The organism is Brachyspira hampsonii, from assembly GCF_001746205.1.
Taxonomy (GTDB): Bacteria; Spirochaetota; Brachyspiria; order Brachyspirales; family Brachyspiraceae; genus Brachyspira; species Brachyspira hampsonii_B.
This window is the reverse complement of sequence record NZ_MDCO01000012.1, coordinates 239451-256041: the sequence shown is the minus strand read 5'-3', so window position 1 is coordinate 256041 and position 16591 is coordinate 239451. Positions and strand designations below refer to the sequence as shown.

Sequence of the window (16591 nt, the reverse complement as noted above, 5' to 3'; positions counted from 1 at the left end):
TTTACCTTAAAGTGTTAATGATAATATTTATTTCATAATAAAAAATGATGCATATATATTTTTATACGCATCATTATTATTTTAGAACAATATTTTTTATTTAAATAAATTATTAATTAATTCAAATTGAACATAATTATTAACATCTACAGGCTCTGTTATAACTTGAGAGTTTATAAATATTTTTTGCTGTGCTTCATACCATTTAGCAGCAGTACCATCAGAATAATGATTTTTTATATCTTCTCCTGTAAGCCATAAAGCAGTTTCTTTTTCTAAAGATACAGATTCTATAGGAGTTCCATTTATCTTAGCAACTATTTCAACAGCCTCATCTATATTAGAAGCTCTATAATCCATAGCTTTTAATATAGCTTTTGAAAATCTATTAACTATATCAGGATTATTTTTCTGATACCCAGGAGTAACTATCCAGCTGCTAGGAAATACACCTTCATCAGAATAATCAATTATAGTTGCAATAGACTCTACTTGATCCCCAAGCTGTTTATTAATTTCAAAAGTATAAGGTGCCCATACAGATACAGCATCCACTTTTTTACCTATCATCGATGATACTATTCCGCTTACATCCATATTAACAACATTCAATTCCGCTCTATTTATACCTGCCTTATCTAAAGCTAAATTCAATAAAATTTCTCCGGAAGTACCAAGCTGAGTACCTACTGTTTTACCTCTTAAATCAGAAATAGCATTGATATTAGCCCATTTTCCAACTAGAATTTGTTCAGATTTGCTTAATCCATTAGGAAATAATACATTGACTTTACCTTGAATAGCCAAAGAATGTGCACCATGTCCTATATAAGCAAATTGTATATCTCCTGAAAGCATAGCAGAAACTTCAGAAGGTCCATTTAAAAATTTAACTAATTCAACATCTAAATTTTCTTCTTTAAAAAAACCTTTTTCCTGTGCTATAGCCGCAGCAGAAGTACCTGCAAAATCTGCAAGGTATGCTACTCTTATTTTGTCAAGTGAACCATTTGTTTGAGAAGAAGTATTGTTTCCTCCTGAACATGATATTATCAAAGCCATTAATGCTATTGATAAAATAGAAACTAACATAGTTTTTTTCATTTTTATTCTCCTTTTAATTATTTTTTATAAAAACTTATTCATATCAAAAAGAATTTATCAATACTAAACAATATATTTTATTATCTTCTCAAAGCCATTCTTCTATATGTATGAACCTCTCCTCTTAATACCAATGATATAGCCATAGCATTCATAGGACTTGATATACCGCCTACTCCTGCATCTCCTATATGCATTATATCTGCTCCTGCCATTTTAGACATTAATGCAATTTGTTTTATTGTATCTATAGGTGCTCCTTCCTGAGCAGTTCCTATAGCTGTTTTTGTAAGCATACCAAGTCTTTTAGCTTCATCTATAAGCTCATGAACTTTTTCTACTGTATAACCGGGTAAAGTTCCCGGAGCACCAAACATTATAACATCAGCCCCAGCATCTGCAATTTGTTTTACTGTACTTAAAGTATCGGTATTACCGGCACCTGCTCCATGCATTTTACCTGCAATAATCATCATCTTACCTTTGGCAATAGATGCTAATTCTTCAGCTGCTTTTGATATAGTATCCACAGAAACTTTTGTATGAGGATTGCCTGTTAATACTATATAATCTATTCCAAAATCTAATGCCCTTTTATAATTATCTTTGGTAGCTTTTAAACCCTCAGGATAATCTACACCCTCTCCTACAGGTTCTAAATTTATACCTATAAATCTGCCTGTATACTTTTTTATTCTTTCTATATGATCATTTCTTTTTCTTGAAGATTCATATAATTTAAGCTGACCTTTAAAAGTCCTTTCTACTAAAGGCATAGAATTATCACCTTCAACTTCATCTAAATCATATATGAAAGGATTAAGTAAGTCAAATATATTTAATGTAATTAAGTCAACTCCCATAGCAGCCAAAATTTCAGGATCTGTAACTCTTTCTATCAATGGTCTTTTATATATTAGAGATTCTGCCATTAATGTTCTTCCTTCAGAATTTCTTATGGTTTCTATCAATGTATTAGTATCCATATTAAATGTATCATTATAATTTAATTCAAATATTCTCTTCATTCTCAATTTACTCCCTATTTTTTAGCCTCTAAATATTCATGATATACTAGCTGCCATAATTGATTTTTTATATCATTAAATTCTTTGGATAATTTAGTCTCAGGTACTCTAGGATATGCTATAGGTACCTCTACTATACTTTTAATTCTTCCGGGTCTTGGACTCATTATAACAACTCTCTGAGCCAAAAATACGGCTTCATCTACATCATGAGTAATAAAGAAACAAGTTTTCTTTTCATTATCCCAAGTATTCAAAAGCTCAGTCTGCAATTGGGCTCTTGTCTGTGCATCTAAAGCTCCGAAAGGTTCATCCATAAGAAGTATATTAGGGTTAACAGCATAAGCTCTAGCTATAGCCACACGCTGCTTCATACCTCCTGAAAGTTCCTTAGGATAAGCATTTTTAAAATCTATTAATCCTACAGCCTTAAGATAATGATCTACTATATCATTTATTTCAGACTTAGATTTTTTCTGCAACTCTAGTCCGAAAGCCACATTCTTTGCTACAGTAAGCCAAGGAAATAAAGCATACTGCTGAAACACAACACCTCTGTCAACTCCTGTACCTTCTATAGGTTTTCCGTCTATTTCTATACTGCCTGAATTCGGAGTATCAAGTCCTGCAAGTATATTAAGCAATGTACTTTTTCCGCATCCTGAAGAACCTATTACACATACAAATTCATTTTTATATATATCTAAATTTACATTATCTAAAGCATGAACATCTTTAGTTGTACCTTTATATATTTTACTAACATTAGAAATTTTTACTTTTACTTCTTTATTTGACATATTTAATCTCTTTTATATAATTTTTTATATATAGCTTATTATCTTTTTTTCTTTTCCTGCCATACTGTTAACTTGTTTTCTATTATGCTTACTATAAAATTTAATATTAAGCCTGTAATACCAATAAGTATTATTCCAAGCATAACTATATCCATTCTAAAGTAAAGACTTGCCTCCTGAATCATCTGTCCTAATCCTGAACTAGAACCTGTTAATTCAGCAGCAATAAGAGTTGTAAGAGAAGCCCCCAATCCTAAACGCATACCAACTAATATATAAGGTACAGAAGCAGGTATTACAACTTTTAAGAAAATATCTTTATCTTTGGCACCAAGAACTCTGGCTGCTTTTATTAAAGTTTGATCAACCTCTCTTACCCCTTGATAAACTGTTATAATCATTACCAAAAAAGTAGATATAAATATAACTGTAATTTTAGCACTTTCTCCAACTCCCTGAGCAACTACAACCAAAGGTATATATGCTAATGCAGGTATATTCCTAACAAATTGTATTATAGGTTCTATTAATAATTGTACAGGCTGATACCAACCCATTAAAAATGCTATAGGTATTGATACAACAAAGGCTAATCCGAAACCAGATAATACCCTAAATAAACTTATACCTATATGATTTAATAATTTACCATTAGTAATCTCTCTTATAAATGACTTTAATACATCAGCAGGGCTTGCAATAACAGCTCCTGCCACAGAAGATGATACTAGCTGCCATACTAATAAAGCTATGATAATGGAAGCTGCGGTAAATATATATTTCTTTTTACCCATATGTTTACTATTCATTTTTATACCTCTTAATAAAAAATACAAACATATAATTGTATAGTTTACAGTTAAAACTATATTTATTTATTTTAACTGCAAACTATAATTTAATCAGTTTAATGCTTGTTTTATAATGTCAATTCTCACATATTTGTCTACAGCAACAGGCTCAGAATTTAATCTATTGTTTTGCAAGAAATAATCTATTTGTTTTCTGTAAATATTGCTTATGCTTCCATCATCTATTCTGCTTTTCATTGTTTGAGAATCCATCCAATCAGAACTGTATTTCTCCTGAGCAACTGTAGCTATATCCAAACCTATAAGATTTGATACATTTGTAATAGCTTCATCTAAATGCTGTTTTCTATAATCCATTGCTTTATACAATGCTCTTGTGAACTTTATAACAGTATCAGTATTAGCCTCTAAATAATCAGGTGTTACTATCCAGCTTGCAGTAGAATCAACGCCAACATCCTGAGGTTTTATAATATACAAATTATCTAATCCTATTCTATTGTCTATTTCAACAGTATAAGGAGGCCATACAGATACAGCATCAACTTTATTAGCCAAGAATGAAGCAACAGCACTTGAAACTTCAGCATTAAGTATATTTATATCTGATTTATTAACCCCTGTTCCTGCCAATACCTGATCTATAATAGTTTCTCCAGATGTACCCAACTGTGTTATTAAAGTTCTGCCCTTTAATTTCTCAACTGAATTTATACCTGAAGTTTTTAATGTTCTAATACCTTCTACAACGGCTATTCCGTCAGTAGCTATTATCTGAACCTTTCCTTCAGCTGCCAATGTATGTGCACCAAAACCTATATAACCTATCTGTATATCTCCTGAAACCATAGCTGCTATTTCTGTAGGTCCGCTTGTAAATTTTACTAATTCTATATCTAATCCCTCATCTTTAAAATAATTCTGATGTATGCCTGTAATGATTGCAGAAGCTCCGCCTACATTAGGATGATATGCCACTCTTATTTTACCTGAATTTTCATTTGTCTTTTTACCGCATGACATCAAAAAACTAAATAGCAAAACAAAAATTAATAATATTTTTTTCATACCCTTACTCCATTTAATATTATTAATTTAATATATCTTCTATTTCTGCATTACTTAAGAAATTCATAACTAAAGGCTGAGATTTATTATCCTGAGACTGCTGCCAAGTAGCATACATTCCGTCTTTAGTTCTTAATACATCTACATATCTTGAGCAGCCTGTACCGTAAGGGCTTACAAATAATGGTAATTCTTTACTTATTCTTTCAATATGTGCAAATGAACCATTCTCTATATATGCAGCTCCTCCTAATTCTTCGCATGAATACCCTCTAGGTCTTTTTACAGCTTTTTCATGCTCATCTAAATTTCTTACGCATTCTCCTCCGTCATAGAAAAATAAACTTATTCTTTTATTTCTCAATATTCCAACCTGAGGCATATCAATAATACAAGTTCCTCTAGTCATAGCTATATCCCAAGTATGACCCTTTTCAAAGAAATAAAATACAGGTGCTTCAAAATTAAGCTCTTCGCCTCTTCTTAACATATAACCTGTATTTGAACTAGTCCAATTATATGGGTGAGTACAGAACAATAAATATTTTTCTCCGTTATAACTGTCATATACAAAAGGGTCTTTCAAATGTATAAATCTTGAATCCTCCCCTTTAATAAGTTCTTTAACATTGGAAGCATTTAAATTTTCAATTTTATCAGATACTATAACATCAATATCCCATACTCCTGTTCCCGGTTTTAAATATTCTTTAAGATGATCCGGATACTTATTTTCAGATTTCTCAGAAGATATATAAAGCTCAACCTCATTATCCTTATTAAATCTCAAAGCAGTACCTTCTATAGATAATACGCCTCTAGGAAGTTCTTTTTTTAATATGCTTTTTACTTTTGTCCAAGTATTTCCTTTATCTGAAGATTTAAATATTGCAAGTTCCGCTCCTCTATCTCCTAAATCAAGTCCTGTTCTCGAATCTCCGGAATTTCTGTATCTTCCTGAAATATATAAATTACCGTCTTTATCTTCTACCATATTTCCGCCGCCGAACCAATATCCTGTTTCTGGTGTTACAGGTACTATAATTTTAGCCTTTTTTTCATCTATTAATCTAAGAGAAAATTCCATTAGCTTTTTTTCTAAATTTGTCATGATATTCCACCTCATATTTAATTAGTATATTAATTAGTATAGTAAACTAACTAACTAAAATCAATTATTTTACCAAAAAAATATTTTTTACAAATATAATTTTTATCATAAAATTAAAAATAGGCTCGTTTAAAAACTAATTTTATTTATTAATTGCTTAGACTAGACACCCAAAGCTCATCAAGTCCCACTTTGATATTCTCATACGACAGCATATTTATATAACAAGAAAGCTATACTAGTATATGGTATAAATAAGCAATAAAATTTAATTAATTTTTTATATCAAGTTAACATACTTCATAAATTTATAATTTAAACTTTCGATAATAATTTAAAAGATATATTTTTATAGGATTTTATTATGAATATGAAAAATGATTATGTTTTCAATGATGATAAGATATATATTTTATTAGAAGAATTCAGTGATTATTTGCAAACATTAAATTTTGCAGCTCATACTATTAATAGTTATAATAAAGATTTAAAAGAGTATTTCCAATTTCTGCATAGTAAAAATATCTCATTAGATGAAGCTAATCATTATACAGTAAGGGATTATTTAACTTTTTTAAAAGGAAAATCTTTAACCAATTCTACTATGTCAAGACATTTATCATCAATAAAAAAATTCTATAAATATTTAATAAGAAACGGCTACTCAGATAAAAATAGAATAGTAGATATGAAAAGTCCGAAAAGGGAAGAACATATAGCCAAATTTTTATCTATAGAAGATATAGACAATATATTAGCCATAGATGATGAAGGAGACTTCACACTCATTAGAGATAAAATGATGGCTCTGTTTATGTATGCCATAGGATTAAGAGTATCAGAACTTGCTTCATTAAAACTAAGCATGATAAAAAAAGGTTCTGAAACATTAAGAATATGCGGTAAAGGTTCAAAGGTAAGAGACATACCTATACTGCCTATTGTATATGAAAATTGGGATATATACATGGAAAAAAGAAGAATAATTCAAAAAGAATATTCTGAAAATAATGACTATTTATTTATAAATAGATTCGGAAAACCAATAAGCGACAGAAGTATAAGAACATCTATGAAGCGTTTAATACGAAATTCAAATATATCTATAGATTTTTCTCCTCATACATTAAGGCATACATTCGCTACTCATTTGCTTAACAACGATGCTGAAATAAGAGGAGTTCAGGAATTATTAGGGCATGAAACTATAGCTACAACTCAGCGATATACTCATGTTACAAATTCAAGGTTATTTGAGGTATATAATAAATTTCACCCTCATTCTAATAATTAAATTTTTATATTTAATAATAATTATTATTTTATTATTTTCTTAGATCTTTTTATACTTCTAAGATGTAAGTATACTGTATGATGTGAAATATTTAAATAATGAGCAACTAGCTGAACAGATTCTTTAAACTCAAATATCCCTTGAGAATATAATTTTTTTATTATTGTCTTGTTGTAAACAGAAGGACCTACTTCATCTTTATCTACAGATTCTATAACTTTTTGAAGAACTTCTATAATAATATCTTCTGATTTGCTGCTTTTATTTTCTTTTACATCAGAATTTATATTATACGGTATAAACACTTTTAATGTATTAACTAAAGAAACATCAAATTTCCAGTCTATAACCATCATAGCTATAGGTACAGCATTAGAATTTTCTATAATAGTATAATTTTTTTTATGATATTCTCCTGTAATAGTTTCAATAAAATTATTTTTAAAAAAATTATTATTATTATTATGTTTATCTAGCATTTCATTTAATATGCTTCTGTCTTTATCGGAAATAGCATCACCAATATTTTTATTATGCATATATTCATTGACCATAAAAACTATAGGGTAATCCTTATTTTCAAAAGAATATATAACTATCTCAACATTATCTCCCAGATATTTTCCTAATGATATAGAAATATTTTTATAGCTATTTAATATGCTGAAATCTTCTTGGGTGTATATATAATTACACATTGCTTCTCCAATTCTTATTATTAATACTGTTATAATATAATAATTTTTTTATATTTTCCAAATTTTTTTAACTAAAATATTTGTTTTATTATTTTATATGTGTATAATTATAACAACAATAACTAATATAGGTAATTAAATGGGAATTAATTTAGATAATTATGTAACAATATCTTTAGAAAAAATAAAATATTATAAAGAAGTAATACTAAAGGATAAAATAGAAATTATTTCTAAAAATGAAAATGGTATAGTTAATGTTATACCTTATAATAAAATAGATTATTTATTTAATAATAATTTAGAAGAAAATCCTCTATTTAACAAAGCTCAATATTATATATATAAATCCTATTTGGATATGATAGAGTTTTTTATGAACCCTAATGAATTAAATAATAGGGATTATTTCTACTCTATTTTTACGAACTGTAAGGACCCTATAGAATATACAGGAAAAGCTCAGGAAGCTATACTTGAAAATATATTATCTATGAATGAATATCAAAGAGTTGAAAATATAAAAAACTTAATCATAGAATTAGAGATAGAAGAAAACCGAGAAAAATTCACATCTAAAGCTGCCGGCATACTAGGAGAAATATTGGTAAGATTGGGACTTATGATAAGGATAAATGTAATAGGAAATATATCTGAAAATAATGAAAATCTTAAATCTAAAAACTATAATACAAACTATGAAGAATTAATGAAAAGTGTTGCTGAAAGTTCATTTGTATTGCTCAATAAAAATTATGAAAAGCCGGATATATTCAGCAATGTAATAGGATTTACAGGCTGCAATATAATAGATCATAGCAATAGATTATTTATTAATACAATAGAATTTATGATATTCTATAATAAAAATATTAGTATGGGAATACTTTCAAAAATAAGAGCTAAATGGAAAAATGATTATATGCCTTATTATGCAAAAATATCAAATAAAAATAAATTTATAAAAGATATATCAAAATTAGATAATATATTCAAATTGGGAATAAGACAATTTGACTATAGTGAAATTGTAAATATGTCTATAGCAGCATTTCTCCATGATATTACATTAACAGAAATAATTAATTATTTACCGACACAAAATGTTAATATAAATAATGAACTATACTCTCATTCCATTAAATCATATAATTATATAAAATATTCAATATCAAATAATCAGGATATCAATTTAGCCGTAGGAGTTCATCATGAATACTATGGATACGGAGATGGACTTGCTGTTACATTATGCGAAGCTATGAGAACTAAAAGACCTAATTTTGAATACCCATATTTGATTAGCTTTGATTCTAAAGATATATTTAATTTCACCGCTTTCATATATTATCCTGTTAAAATTATAGAAATATTGGATTTATACGATTTTCTAAAATATAAACATGATATTTGTATAAATGAAATTAATACAGATATAGAAATAATAGATTATATATATGATAACTTTTTAAAAGATGAAGTAAAAATAGATTATATAATATTTTCAATTTTTAAAAACTATTTATCTAGTAAATACAAAGGATAATTATGAAATTTATTGCAGCTTTATTTATTATTATTATATTCAATATTTCCTGCTCAGATAATTCAAATAATATTAATAATACTGCCTCAGAAAATATATTAGATTATGTGCAAGTTGATTCTCCAAATTCATTTATCCCTTTAGGAATAAGTATTTCAGCTCCTGAACATGCTCAAAATTCTAAATATTTCATAGTTAATAAAAATATTGCAGAGTCCGCATTTGATTATATGAATAATGCTTATATATATATAGAGTTTCAAAAGATAAAGAGGCATTACTATATCTTTACGGAGATTATAAAAATGATGAAAATAAAAATTTCATAGAAAATAAATATAAAATAGATGTAGAAGATAATGTAACTTCTTTCAATGAAAAATTCACATTATGGAAATCAGATGATGTATACTATACTTTATATACTAAAATAGAAGATGATAAAGATTTAACAAATTTATCTATACTTTATATAGACTCCATACATTTAAATAAAAAATAAAACAGCTTAAGAAATAAGCCGTTTTATTTTATATTCAAATAAATACTTAACTATTAACTAAGTAAAACAATATTAATTTTTGGATTGAAAGCATAATGCTGTTCTATTTTTTTTCTTGTATCCTCTATCAAATTAATAACATCTTCAGCTGTGCTTTCATTTTTAGAGTCATATAATGATTCATTGATAATATAGTTTGGAAATCTTCTATGCCATCTCATAGCTCCGAACTTCATATCAAGTCCGCCTACCCTTTCCACCATCTCATAAGCTTTAACATCATAAAAATCTTCAAATACAGGACCTATACTAGCCTCTGTAGGAGCAACAGACCCTCTTATATATCTAAACCAATCTATTCTGTTATCAATACTTTCAGGACTATCTTTCTCCAATACTAATACTGAAGACAATATAATTATAAACCTTTTTTCTTTATCACTTAAAGCTAAATATTCATCTTTACTCAATTCTGTTACAGTACAATCCTGCTTATTAAATAATCTTACAGATTTAACAAAATTAAGCAGTGATATACCAAAAGATTCAAACTTATCATATATAGCAGCACCGATTCTAGTATTAACCAAAGCCACAAATTCTAATCCTGACAAATTTCTAATTCTTGATTCATGAGAAAGTCTCTCTAAAATGGCAGAACTATTGGATTTTAAAACCCCATCTTCCAAAAACTCAAAAGATTCAAATTCCCCCTCCAATGAAACTATTATGCCATTATAACCATTATCAGAAACTATAACCTTACTAGTATCTCCCATCACAAAATAATCAATAACATTTTTATAAAAGAAATCAGCAAGTTCTAAAAAATCAGATATTTTTTTTATTATAATATATAAATCAATATTTCCTCCTACATTAAAACTGCTGAATTTACTAAAAGCCTGATTTCTATAATATTCTATATTTTTTTCTTTGAGAAAGCTCTCAACTATTTTGTAATTTTCTTGCATATTCATTACTAATCCTTACTATATTGCCTGCTCCCAAAGTTAATATTATATCTCCGTCTTTTTTTATATCATCAAGTACCGGCAATACATCTTCTATATTTGGAACATATCTTATATGCTCATTCTGTCTTTTCACCACATCGCATATAATTTCACCGCTTATTCCTGCTATAGGTGCTTCTCCTGCCGCATAAATATCACTAATAATAACTTCATCAGCATCATTAAATGCAGACTCAAAATCATTAAGAAGAAGTTCTGTTCTGCTGTATCTATGAGGTTGGAATACTGCTATTATTCTCCTGTTTTTATAAGCATTTTTTACCGATGAAAGTGTAGCTTTTATCTCTGTTGGGTGATGGGCATAATCATCAAATAAAGTTATCTCTTTATCATAAAGCTTATTCAATCTTCTTCCTACACCCTCAAAAGTTTTTAAGCCTTCTTTTATATCATCAATATCTATACCCAAATGAATACCTACACCTATTGAAGCTAAAGAATTCAATACATTATGAATTCCTATAAGCGGAACAGAAAACTCTCCCAAACATTTGTTATCATGATAAGCAGTAAAATATGTTATAGGGGCTTCTACCCTAATAGAATCCCTATCAACATAAAAATCATAATCCTTTGAAAAACCATAAGAATAATATTTTTTATTTGCACTCTTTGATAAATCTTTTACAACATTATCCTCAAAACATAAAAATGAACATCCGTAAAAAGGAACTTTATTAATAAATTCTAAAAAAGCAACTCTTAAAGCCTCAACATTTCCATAATAATCCAAATGATCATTATCAATATTAGTAACTACATTAATAACAGGAGAAAGCCTTAAAAAACTTCCATCGCTCTCATCTGCTTCGCATACCATATATTCACTGCTTAAATCATTACAGGCAGCGTTGCTTTTCAAATTAAAATGATTTCCTCCTATTATACAAACAGGATTAAGTCCTGCATGCATCATTATCTGACTTATAAGCGATGTTGTTGTAGTTTTACCATGAGAACCGGATATTGCTATACCGTATCTTAAACGCATAAGTTCTGCAAGCATTTCTCCCCTAGGTATAACTGTTATCTTTTTTGCTTTTGCCTCTATAATTTCTTCATTAGTAGGACTTATAGCCGATGAAGTTACAACTGCAGTAACATCATCTTCTATATTTTGAGCTTTATGCCCATAATATACTTTTATTCCAGAAGATTCCAAAGATTCTGTTTTCGCTGTTTTAGCTAAATCACTTCCTGTTACCGTAAAGCCTATAGCATTTAATACACTTGCTATAGCACTCATTCCAATTCCGCCGATTCCTATAAAATGTATCTTTTCTTTTCTTTTTGTAAACATATATTCCTCAATATTTAATTATTTTTTTCCTAAAACTTCAGTTATATCATCAACTATTGAAGATACTGCTCTTGCACTCCAATTACTTTTAATATTTTCCCTCATCTTATTTAATCTTTCATCATTATTCAAATTATTTATAATAACATTTTCTAATTTTTCTTTATCCAAATCAGATTCTTCTATCAAATATGCCATATCCTTATTAAGCAAATCCAAAGCATTGAAATACTGATGATTATCTGTCGCATAAGGAAATGGTACTAATAATGAAGGAACATTAACAGCTAATATCTCACTGATAGAACTGCTTCCTGCTCTTGATATAACAAAATCCGCAGCATGAAGTAAATTTGCCATATCTTTATAATAACCATGTACAAAAACATTTTCAAATTTAGCATTATTCACTTTAGCAATCATATCATTAGCCCATTTAGGTCCCACAAGCCATACTATATATAAATTATTAACCTTAGCTTTTATATCTTTTATGCATTCAAAAAATAATTCATTTAATTTCAAAGCACCCTGAGATCCTCCCATAACAACTAAAAGTTTATCATCTTCTTTTAATTTCATAACAATTCTGGCACTTTCTCTATGAACTACAAAGAAATCATTTCTCACAGGATTTCCAAAAACTTTTCCATTAGGCATAAACTCTAAAGTCTTTGAAAAAGTTAAATATGATCTTTTAGCATCTTTATAAAATATTCTATTAACTTTACCAGGTATAGAATTTTGTTCGCATAAAAATATAGGTATATTTTTAGTCTTAGCAGCATAAAGCATAGGAAATGATACAAAACCGCCCATACCTATTACACAATCAGGATTATGCTTTCTTATTATACGATACGATTTTAATAAAGCAGGTATAAATTTTAATGCAAATATTATTTTCTTAAAGAAATTACCCGGAGAATTAATATTTATAGTATTAAAATCATAATTTCCCGGTATCAAATGATAATCCTTTTGAGCAACAACAAGTCTAGGTTTATGTCCTTCTTTTTTCATATAATCATATATAGAAATAGCAGGAGTTATATGTCCGGCAGTTCCGCCTCCGCATAAAATTACATTCATTGTTCTCTCCTTTGAGTTATTTTTAATAAGATACCTATCATTATCATATTAACAACTAAAGCATTTCTCCCATAACTAATGATAGGAAGTGTCATACCTGTAGTAGGCAGCATAAGTGTAGCCACCATTATATTTAAATATGCCTGCACACTAATGAACATCGTAATAGCAAATGAAAGATTTTTTAAAAACAGATCCTTAGTGCGGGACGATATTATAAATCCCCTAATAGTAAATGATAAAAATAAAAGCAGTATAATCAAATTCCCTACTAATCCGTACCTTTGTGATACAGAAGCATATATAAAGTCAGTTAAAGCAGCAGGCAAATGCGTACTAACATCGGCTATATATTCATCAGGAATTCCCGTAACTCCTCCATAATTAAATGCCAGCTTAGCCCTTCTAATTTGATAAACTTCTTCTTCAGGCTGACTCTGAGGATCTAAATATGATACAACTCTGCTTCTCATATACGGCGTATTAAAAATAAAAATGGCAAAAAGAATCAATAAAAAAACGCCTGAAAGTAATATAGATCTTAAAGGTATGCCGCCGTAAAAGAATATAGCAAAACCAACTATAGAAAATAAAAGTGCTGTTCCGGAATCCGGCTCTATCAAAATAAGTCCTGATACTATTATTAAAATCAAAAGCGGCGGGAATAAGCCTCTTTTTATATCAATTAATTTCTCTCCTTTCTTGCTCAAAACACTAGCAAAATATATACCGCATGTTATTTTAGCAATTTCTGAAGGCTGTATAGTAATACCTAAAGGAAGAAGAAGCCATCTTCTGGCATAACTTCCGGAAACTGTTATACCAAATAAACATACCCATATAAGAAGCAGCAAAGTAAAAATCAGAATAAGAGGAACCATCTTATCCAAAAAAGTAAAGAAATCAGGAACTATCATCATAATAATAGTAAGAACAAACATAAATGATAATAGTTTCAAATGATTAGAAAAATATGCACTATTGGGCTCATGTATTGTCTGTGCTCCATATATGGAAACCAAACCAGCTACAAGTAAAGCTATATATATTATTAATAAATATTTATCAGGAAACAATTTTCTATTTATCATAAACACTCTTTTAGTTTTATAGTATCTTATAAGCTAAAGACATCTTCAATTCTATAAATGTAGTATTATTATAATGAGGAAGTCCTACATGCAGTCCTGCCGATGCTCCTATGTTTAATATTAAAGTTTCTTTTAAAAATTTAAAGTTTATAATACCTGCCATGCCGAATTTATGAGATAAATGTTTTGAATTAATTAAATAAGTAAGCCCATAATATCCTCCTATATAGAACATACTTATTCTTCCTAAAAGGAAAAAATCATTGATTAATTCAAATTCACTTTTAGCATGCAATATTGAAGTTCTAGGATCATAATAATATTTTTTATCCCCAACATTCACATAAGACATATTCAGATTATTTATTAAAATAAAATTATCAAATTTAAATATAAAATACGGAGAAACATTTATTATATATCCAAAAGCATTCCCCTTTGACATGCCATATAATTCATTAAAAGAATAGCTGACATCTTTACTATCAAATCCGGCATAACCAAAATTCATAGCATTAAACATAAAATCAGCATATCCGCTCACCCTAACGCCTAGAAAAGATAATGGCTTCACATCAACATACAGCCCAATCATATCAGAAGACAATGAAAAATTATTCTCTATACCAAAATCAACTCTCGTATATTTAAACAAGAAATTTGTAGCATTCTTATAAAAATATAATCTATAATATAATCTAGTTTCTAAATTAAATTTTATGTGGTTATATCCCCCCAAAGCCGTTTGTTCTATAAAAAGTTCATTACTATAAATCCCCGTATTGGTATTAATTGGTAAATTCCTTTCATATATATCCATATTAAAAATAGTACTTATATCTGCAAAAATAATATTTGAAAATATAAATACTAACACTATAAGAATATTTATTTTTCTCATTCAAATCTCAAAATTATGAAAACTTTTTAATATGATACTTTATAAAATAAAAAAATCAAGATAAAAAAATATCATTTTACTATTTTAATAAACTATTACTACATATAAAAACATATTGAAATAAAAGCTCATATATGATAATATAAGACATATTTTGTATATTATACAAGGTTATTTTTTAATGTATAAAAATATTATAAAATCAGTAATGGAAAATAGAATTGAAGTTATAAAAAAAGACTCTACTCTGTTAGAGGTAGCTTCTCTTGTATCTAAATCCTCAAATAAAATATTAGCCGTTATTAATGATTTTGATAAAATAGTTGGAATTATTAATTATAATGAACTATTAGTAAATATATTAAAAAATATCAATAAAAAAGATTCCAAAAACATTTTTAATAAAGCGGTATCAGTTTTTATGAATAAGAATCTTGTAATAGCACATCCGGAAGATGATATTACAGTTGCTTTTGATATGATGAAAGAAAAAAAAATGGATTATCTAATAATAATAAATAATGATAATTATCCTATTGGGATTATTAATATATATGATATATATGAAAATATAATAAAAATAAGAATGCGTAGTATAAATATCGCTATTAATGAGGTGGAAAAGAAATCTTCTATAGAAAAAGATAAAGTAATAAAAAAATTAATGAAAGAAATTGACACTTTGCATGCACAGTCAACTATAGATCCTTTAACGGGTTTATTCAATGTGAGATATTTTAACAAAATAATAGAAGAAGAAGTAGAAAGGGCTAAAAGATATAAACATAGCATATCTATTATATTTATGGATCTTGATCATTTTAAAGATATTAATGATATATACGGACATGATTGCGGTAATATAGTTCTTCATGAGATAGGAAGATTATTAAGCAACAGTTCTGATAATATGAATATACTTAGAAAAAGCGATATAGCTATTCGTTATGGCGGTGAGGAATTTATTGTTATATGTCCTAATACTAAGAAAGAACAAGCCTATATAGTAGCAGAAAGAATAAGAAAAACAGTAGAAAAGAAAAGATTTAATTATGAATCCGCTGTTATAAATGTAACGGTAAGTATAGGTATTGCAGAACATAAAGGAAGATCCAAAAAACCTATAGCAGAAACCATAAAAAATGCTGATACAGCAATGTATGAAGCAAAACATCTTGGAAGAAATAAAGTAATATTACATTAATTG

Annotated in this window: 16 protein-coding genes; 4 read left to right on the top strand and 12 right to left on the bottom strand. The window is 27.9% G+C overall.

Annotated features, from left to right (window positions below):
• Positions 1-96: 96 nt before the first annotated feature.
• The 6 genes from BFL38_RS10220 to BFL38_RS10195 form a co-directional block, all read right to left on the bottom strand.
• Positions 97-1104, bottom strand: coding sequence for an ABC transporter substrate-binding protein (locus BFL38_RS10220; RefSeq protein WP_069726944.1), 1008 nt, complete (start codon positions 1102-1104; stop codon positions 97-99).
• Positions 1105-1184: 80 nt separating this feature from the next.
• Positions 1185-2132 carry a DUF7916 family protein gene (locus BFL38_RS10215; protein WP_069726943.1) on the bottom strand — a complete coding sequence of 316 codons (948 nt, stop codon included), beginning with the start codon at positions 2130-2132 and terminating at the stop codon, positions 1185-1187.
• A gap of 14 nt (positions 2133-2146) precedes the next feature.
• Complete coding sequence (locus BFL38_RS10210) at positions 2147-2932, bottom strand: ABC transporter ATP-binding protein (RefSeq protein ID WP_008725596.1); 786 nt, start codon at positions 2930-2932, stop codon at positions 2147-2149.
• A gap of 38 nt (positions 2933-2970) precedes the next feature.
• Positions 2971-3741 (bottom strand): ABC transporter permease, encoded by a 771-nt coding sequence (locus BFL38_RS10205; protein ID WP_069726942.1) that lies wholly within the window; start codon positions 3739-3741, stop codon positions 2971-2973.
• Positions 3742-3834: 93 nt separating this feature from the next.
• A complete protein-coding gene (locus BFL38_RS10200) occupies positions 3835-4812 on the bottom strand; it encodes an ABC transporter substrate-binding protein (RefSeq protein WP_069726941.1) in 978 nt (325 codons plus the stop codon).
• A 22-nt stretch (positions 4813-4834) separates the two neighbouring features.
• A complete protein-coding gene (locus tag BFL38_RS10195) occupies positions 4835-5923 on the bottom strand; it encodes a sialidase family protein (protein ID WP_069726940.1) in 1089 nt (362 codons plus the stop codon).
• A gap of 364 nt (positions 5924-6287) precedes the next feature.
• Here BFL38_RS10195 and BFL38_RS10190 point away from each other — a divergent pair, with 364 nt between their 5' ends.
• Positions 6288-7217: a tyrosine-type recombinase/integrase gene (locus tag BFL38_RS10190; RefSeq protein ID WP_069726939.1), complete on the top strand. Its 930-nt coding sequence runs from the start codon at positions 6288-6290 to the stop codon at positions 7215-7217.
• A gap of 23 nt (positions 7218-7240) precedes the next feature.
• Here BFL38_RS10190 and BFL38_RS10185 read toward each other — a convergent pair whose 3' ends face one another.
• Positions 7241-7915, bottom strand: a complete 675-nt coding sequence (locus tag BFL38_RS10185) for a helix-turn-helix domain-containing protein (RefSeq protein WP_069726938.1) — start codon at positions 7913-7915, stop codon at positions 7241-7243.
• 139 nt (positions 7916-8054) lie between these two features.
• Between BFL38_RS10185 and BFL38_RS10180 the strand changes: the two genes are divergently transcribed.
• Together BFL38_RS10180 and BFL38_RS10175 are read left to right on the top strand one after the other, a co-directional pair.
• Complete coding sequence (locus tag BFL38_RS10180; protein ID WP_069726937.1) at positions 8055-9461, top strand: HD-GYP domain-containing protein; 1407 nt, start codon at positions 8055-8057, stop codon at positions 9459-9461.
• Between the two features lie 2 nt (positions 9462-9463).
• Positions 9464-9790 (top strand): hypothetical protein, encoded by a 327-nt coding sequence (locus BFL38_RS10175; RefSeq protein WP_368664528.1) that lies wholly within the window; start codon positions 9464-9466, stop codon positions 9788-9790.
• Between the two features lie 226 nt (positions 9791-10016).
• On the opposite strand, the gene BFL38_RS10170 is transcribed toward BFL38_RS10175, so the two are convergent.
• The 5 genes from BFL38_RS10170 to BFL38_RS10150 are packed head-to-tail and all read right to left on the bottom strand — an operon-like array spanning position 10017 to position 15384.
• On the bottom strand, positions 10017-10943 hold the full coding sequence (locus tag BFL38_RS10170) for a UDP-N-acetylmuramate dehydrogenase (protein ID WP_069726936.1): 927 nt from the start codon (positions 10941-10943) through the stop codon (positions 10017-10019).
• Positions 10912-12300, bottom strand: a complete 1389-nt coding sequence (gene murC, locus BFL38_RS10165) for a UDP-N-acetylmuramate--L-alanine ligase (protein WP_069726935.1) — start codon at positions 12298-12300, stop codon at positions 10912-10914. The genes BFL38_RS10170 and murC overlap by 32 nt, the downstream gene beginning before the upstream one ends.
• 18 nt (positions 12301-12318) lie before the next feature.
• Positions 12319-13392: a UDP-N-acetylglucosamine--N-acetylmuramyl-(pentapeptide) pyrophosphoryl-undecaprenol N-acetylglucosamine transferase gene (locus BFL38_RS10160; RefSeq protein ID WP_069726934.1), complete on the bottom strand. Its 1074-nt coding sequence runs from the start codon at positions 13390-13392 to the stop codon at positions 12319-12321.
• Positions 13389-14483: an FtsW/RodA/SpoVE family cell cycle protein gene (locus BFL38_RS10155; RefSeq protein ID WP_069726933.1), complete on the bottom strand. Its 1095-nt coding sequence runs from the start codon at positions 14481-14483 to the stop codon at positions 13389-13391. Before BFL38_RS10155 ends, BFL38_RS10160 begins: the two co-directional genes overlap by 4 nt.
• A gap of 16 nt (positions 14484-14499) precedes the next feature.
• Positions 14500-15384, bottom strand: coding sequence for a toxin A (locus tag BFL38_RS10150; protein ID WP_069726932.1), 885 nt, complete (start codon positions 15382-15384; stop codon positions 14500-14502).
• Between the two features lie 181 nt (positions 15385-15565).
• Between BFL38_RS10150 and BFL38_RS10145 the strand changes: the two genes are divergently transcribed.
• Positions 15566-16588 (top strand): diguanylate cyclase, encoded by a 1023-nt coding sequence (locus tag BFL38_RS10145; protein WP_069726931.1) that lies wholly within the window; start codon positions 15566-15568, stop codon positions 16586-16588.
• Positions 16589-16591: the final 3 nt, after the last annotated feature.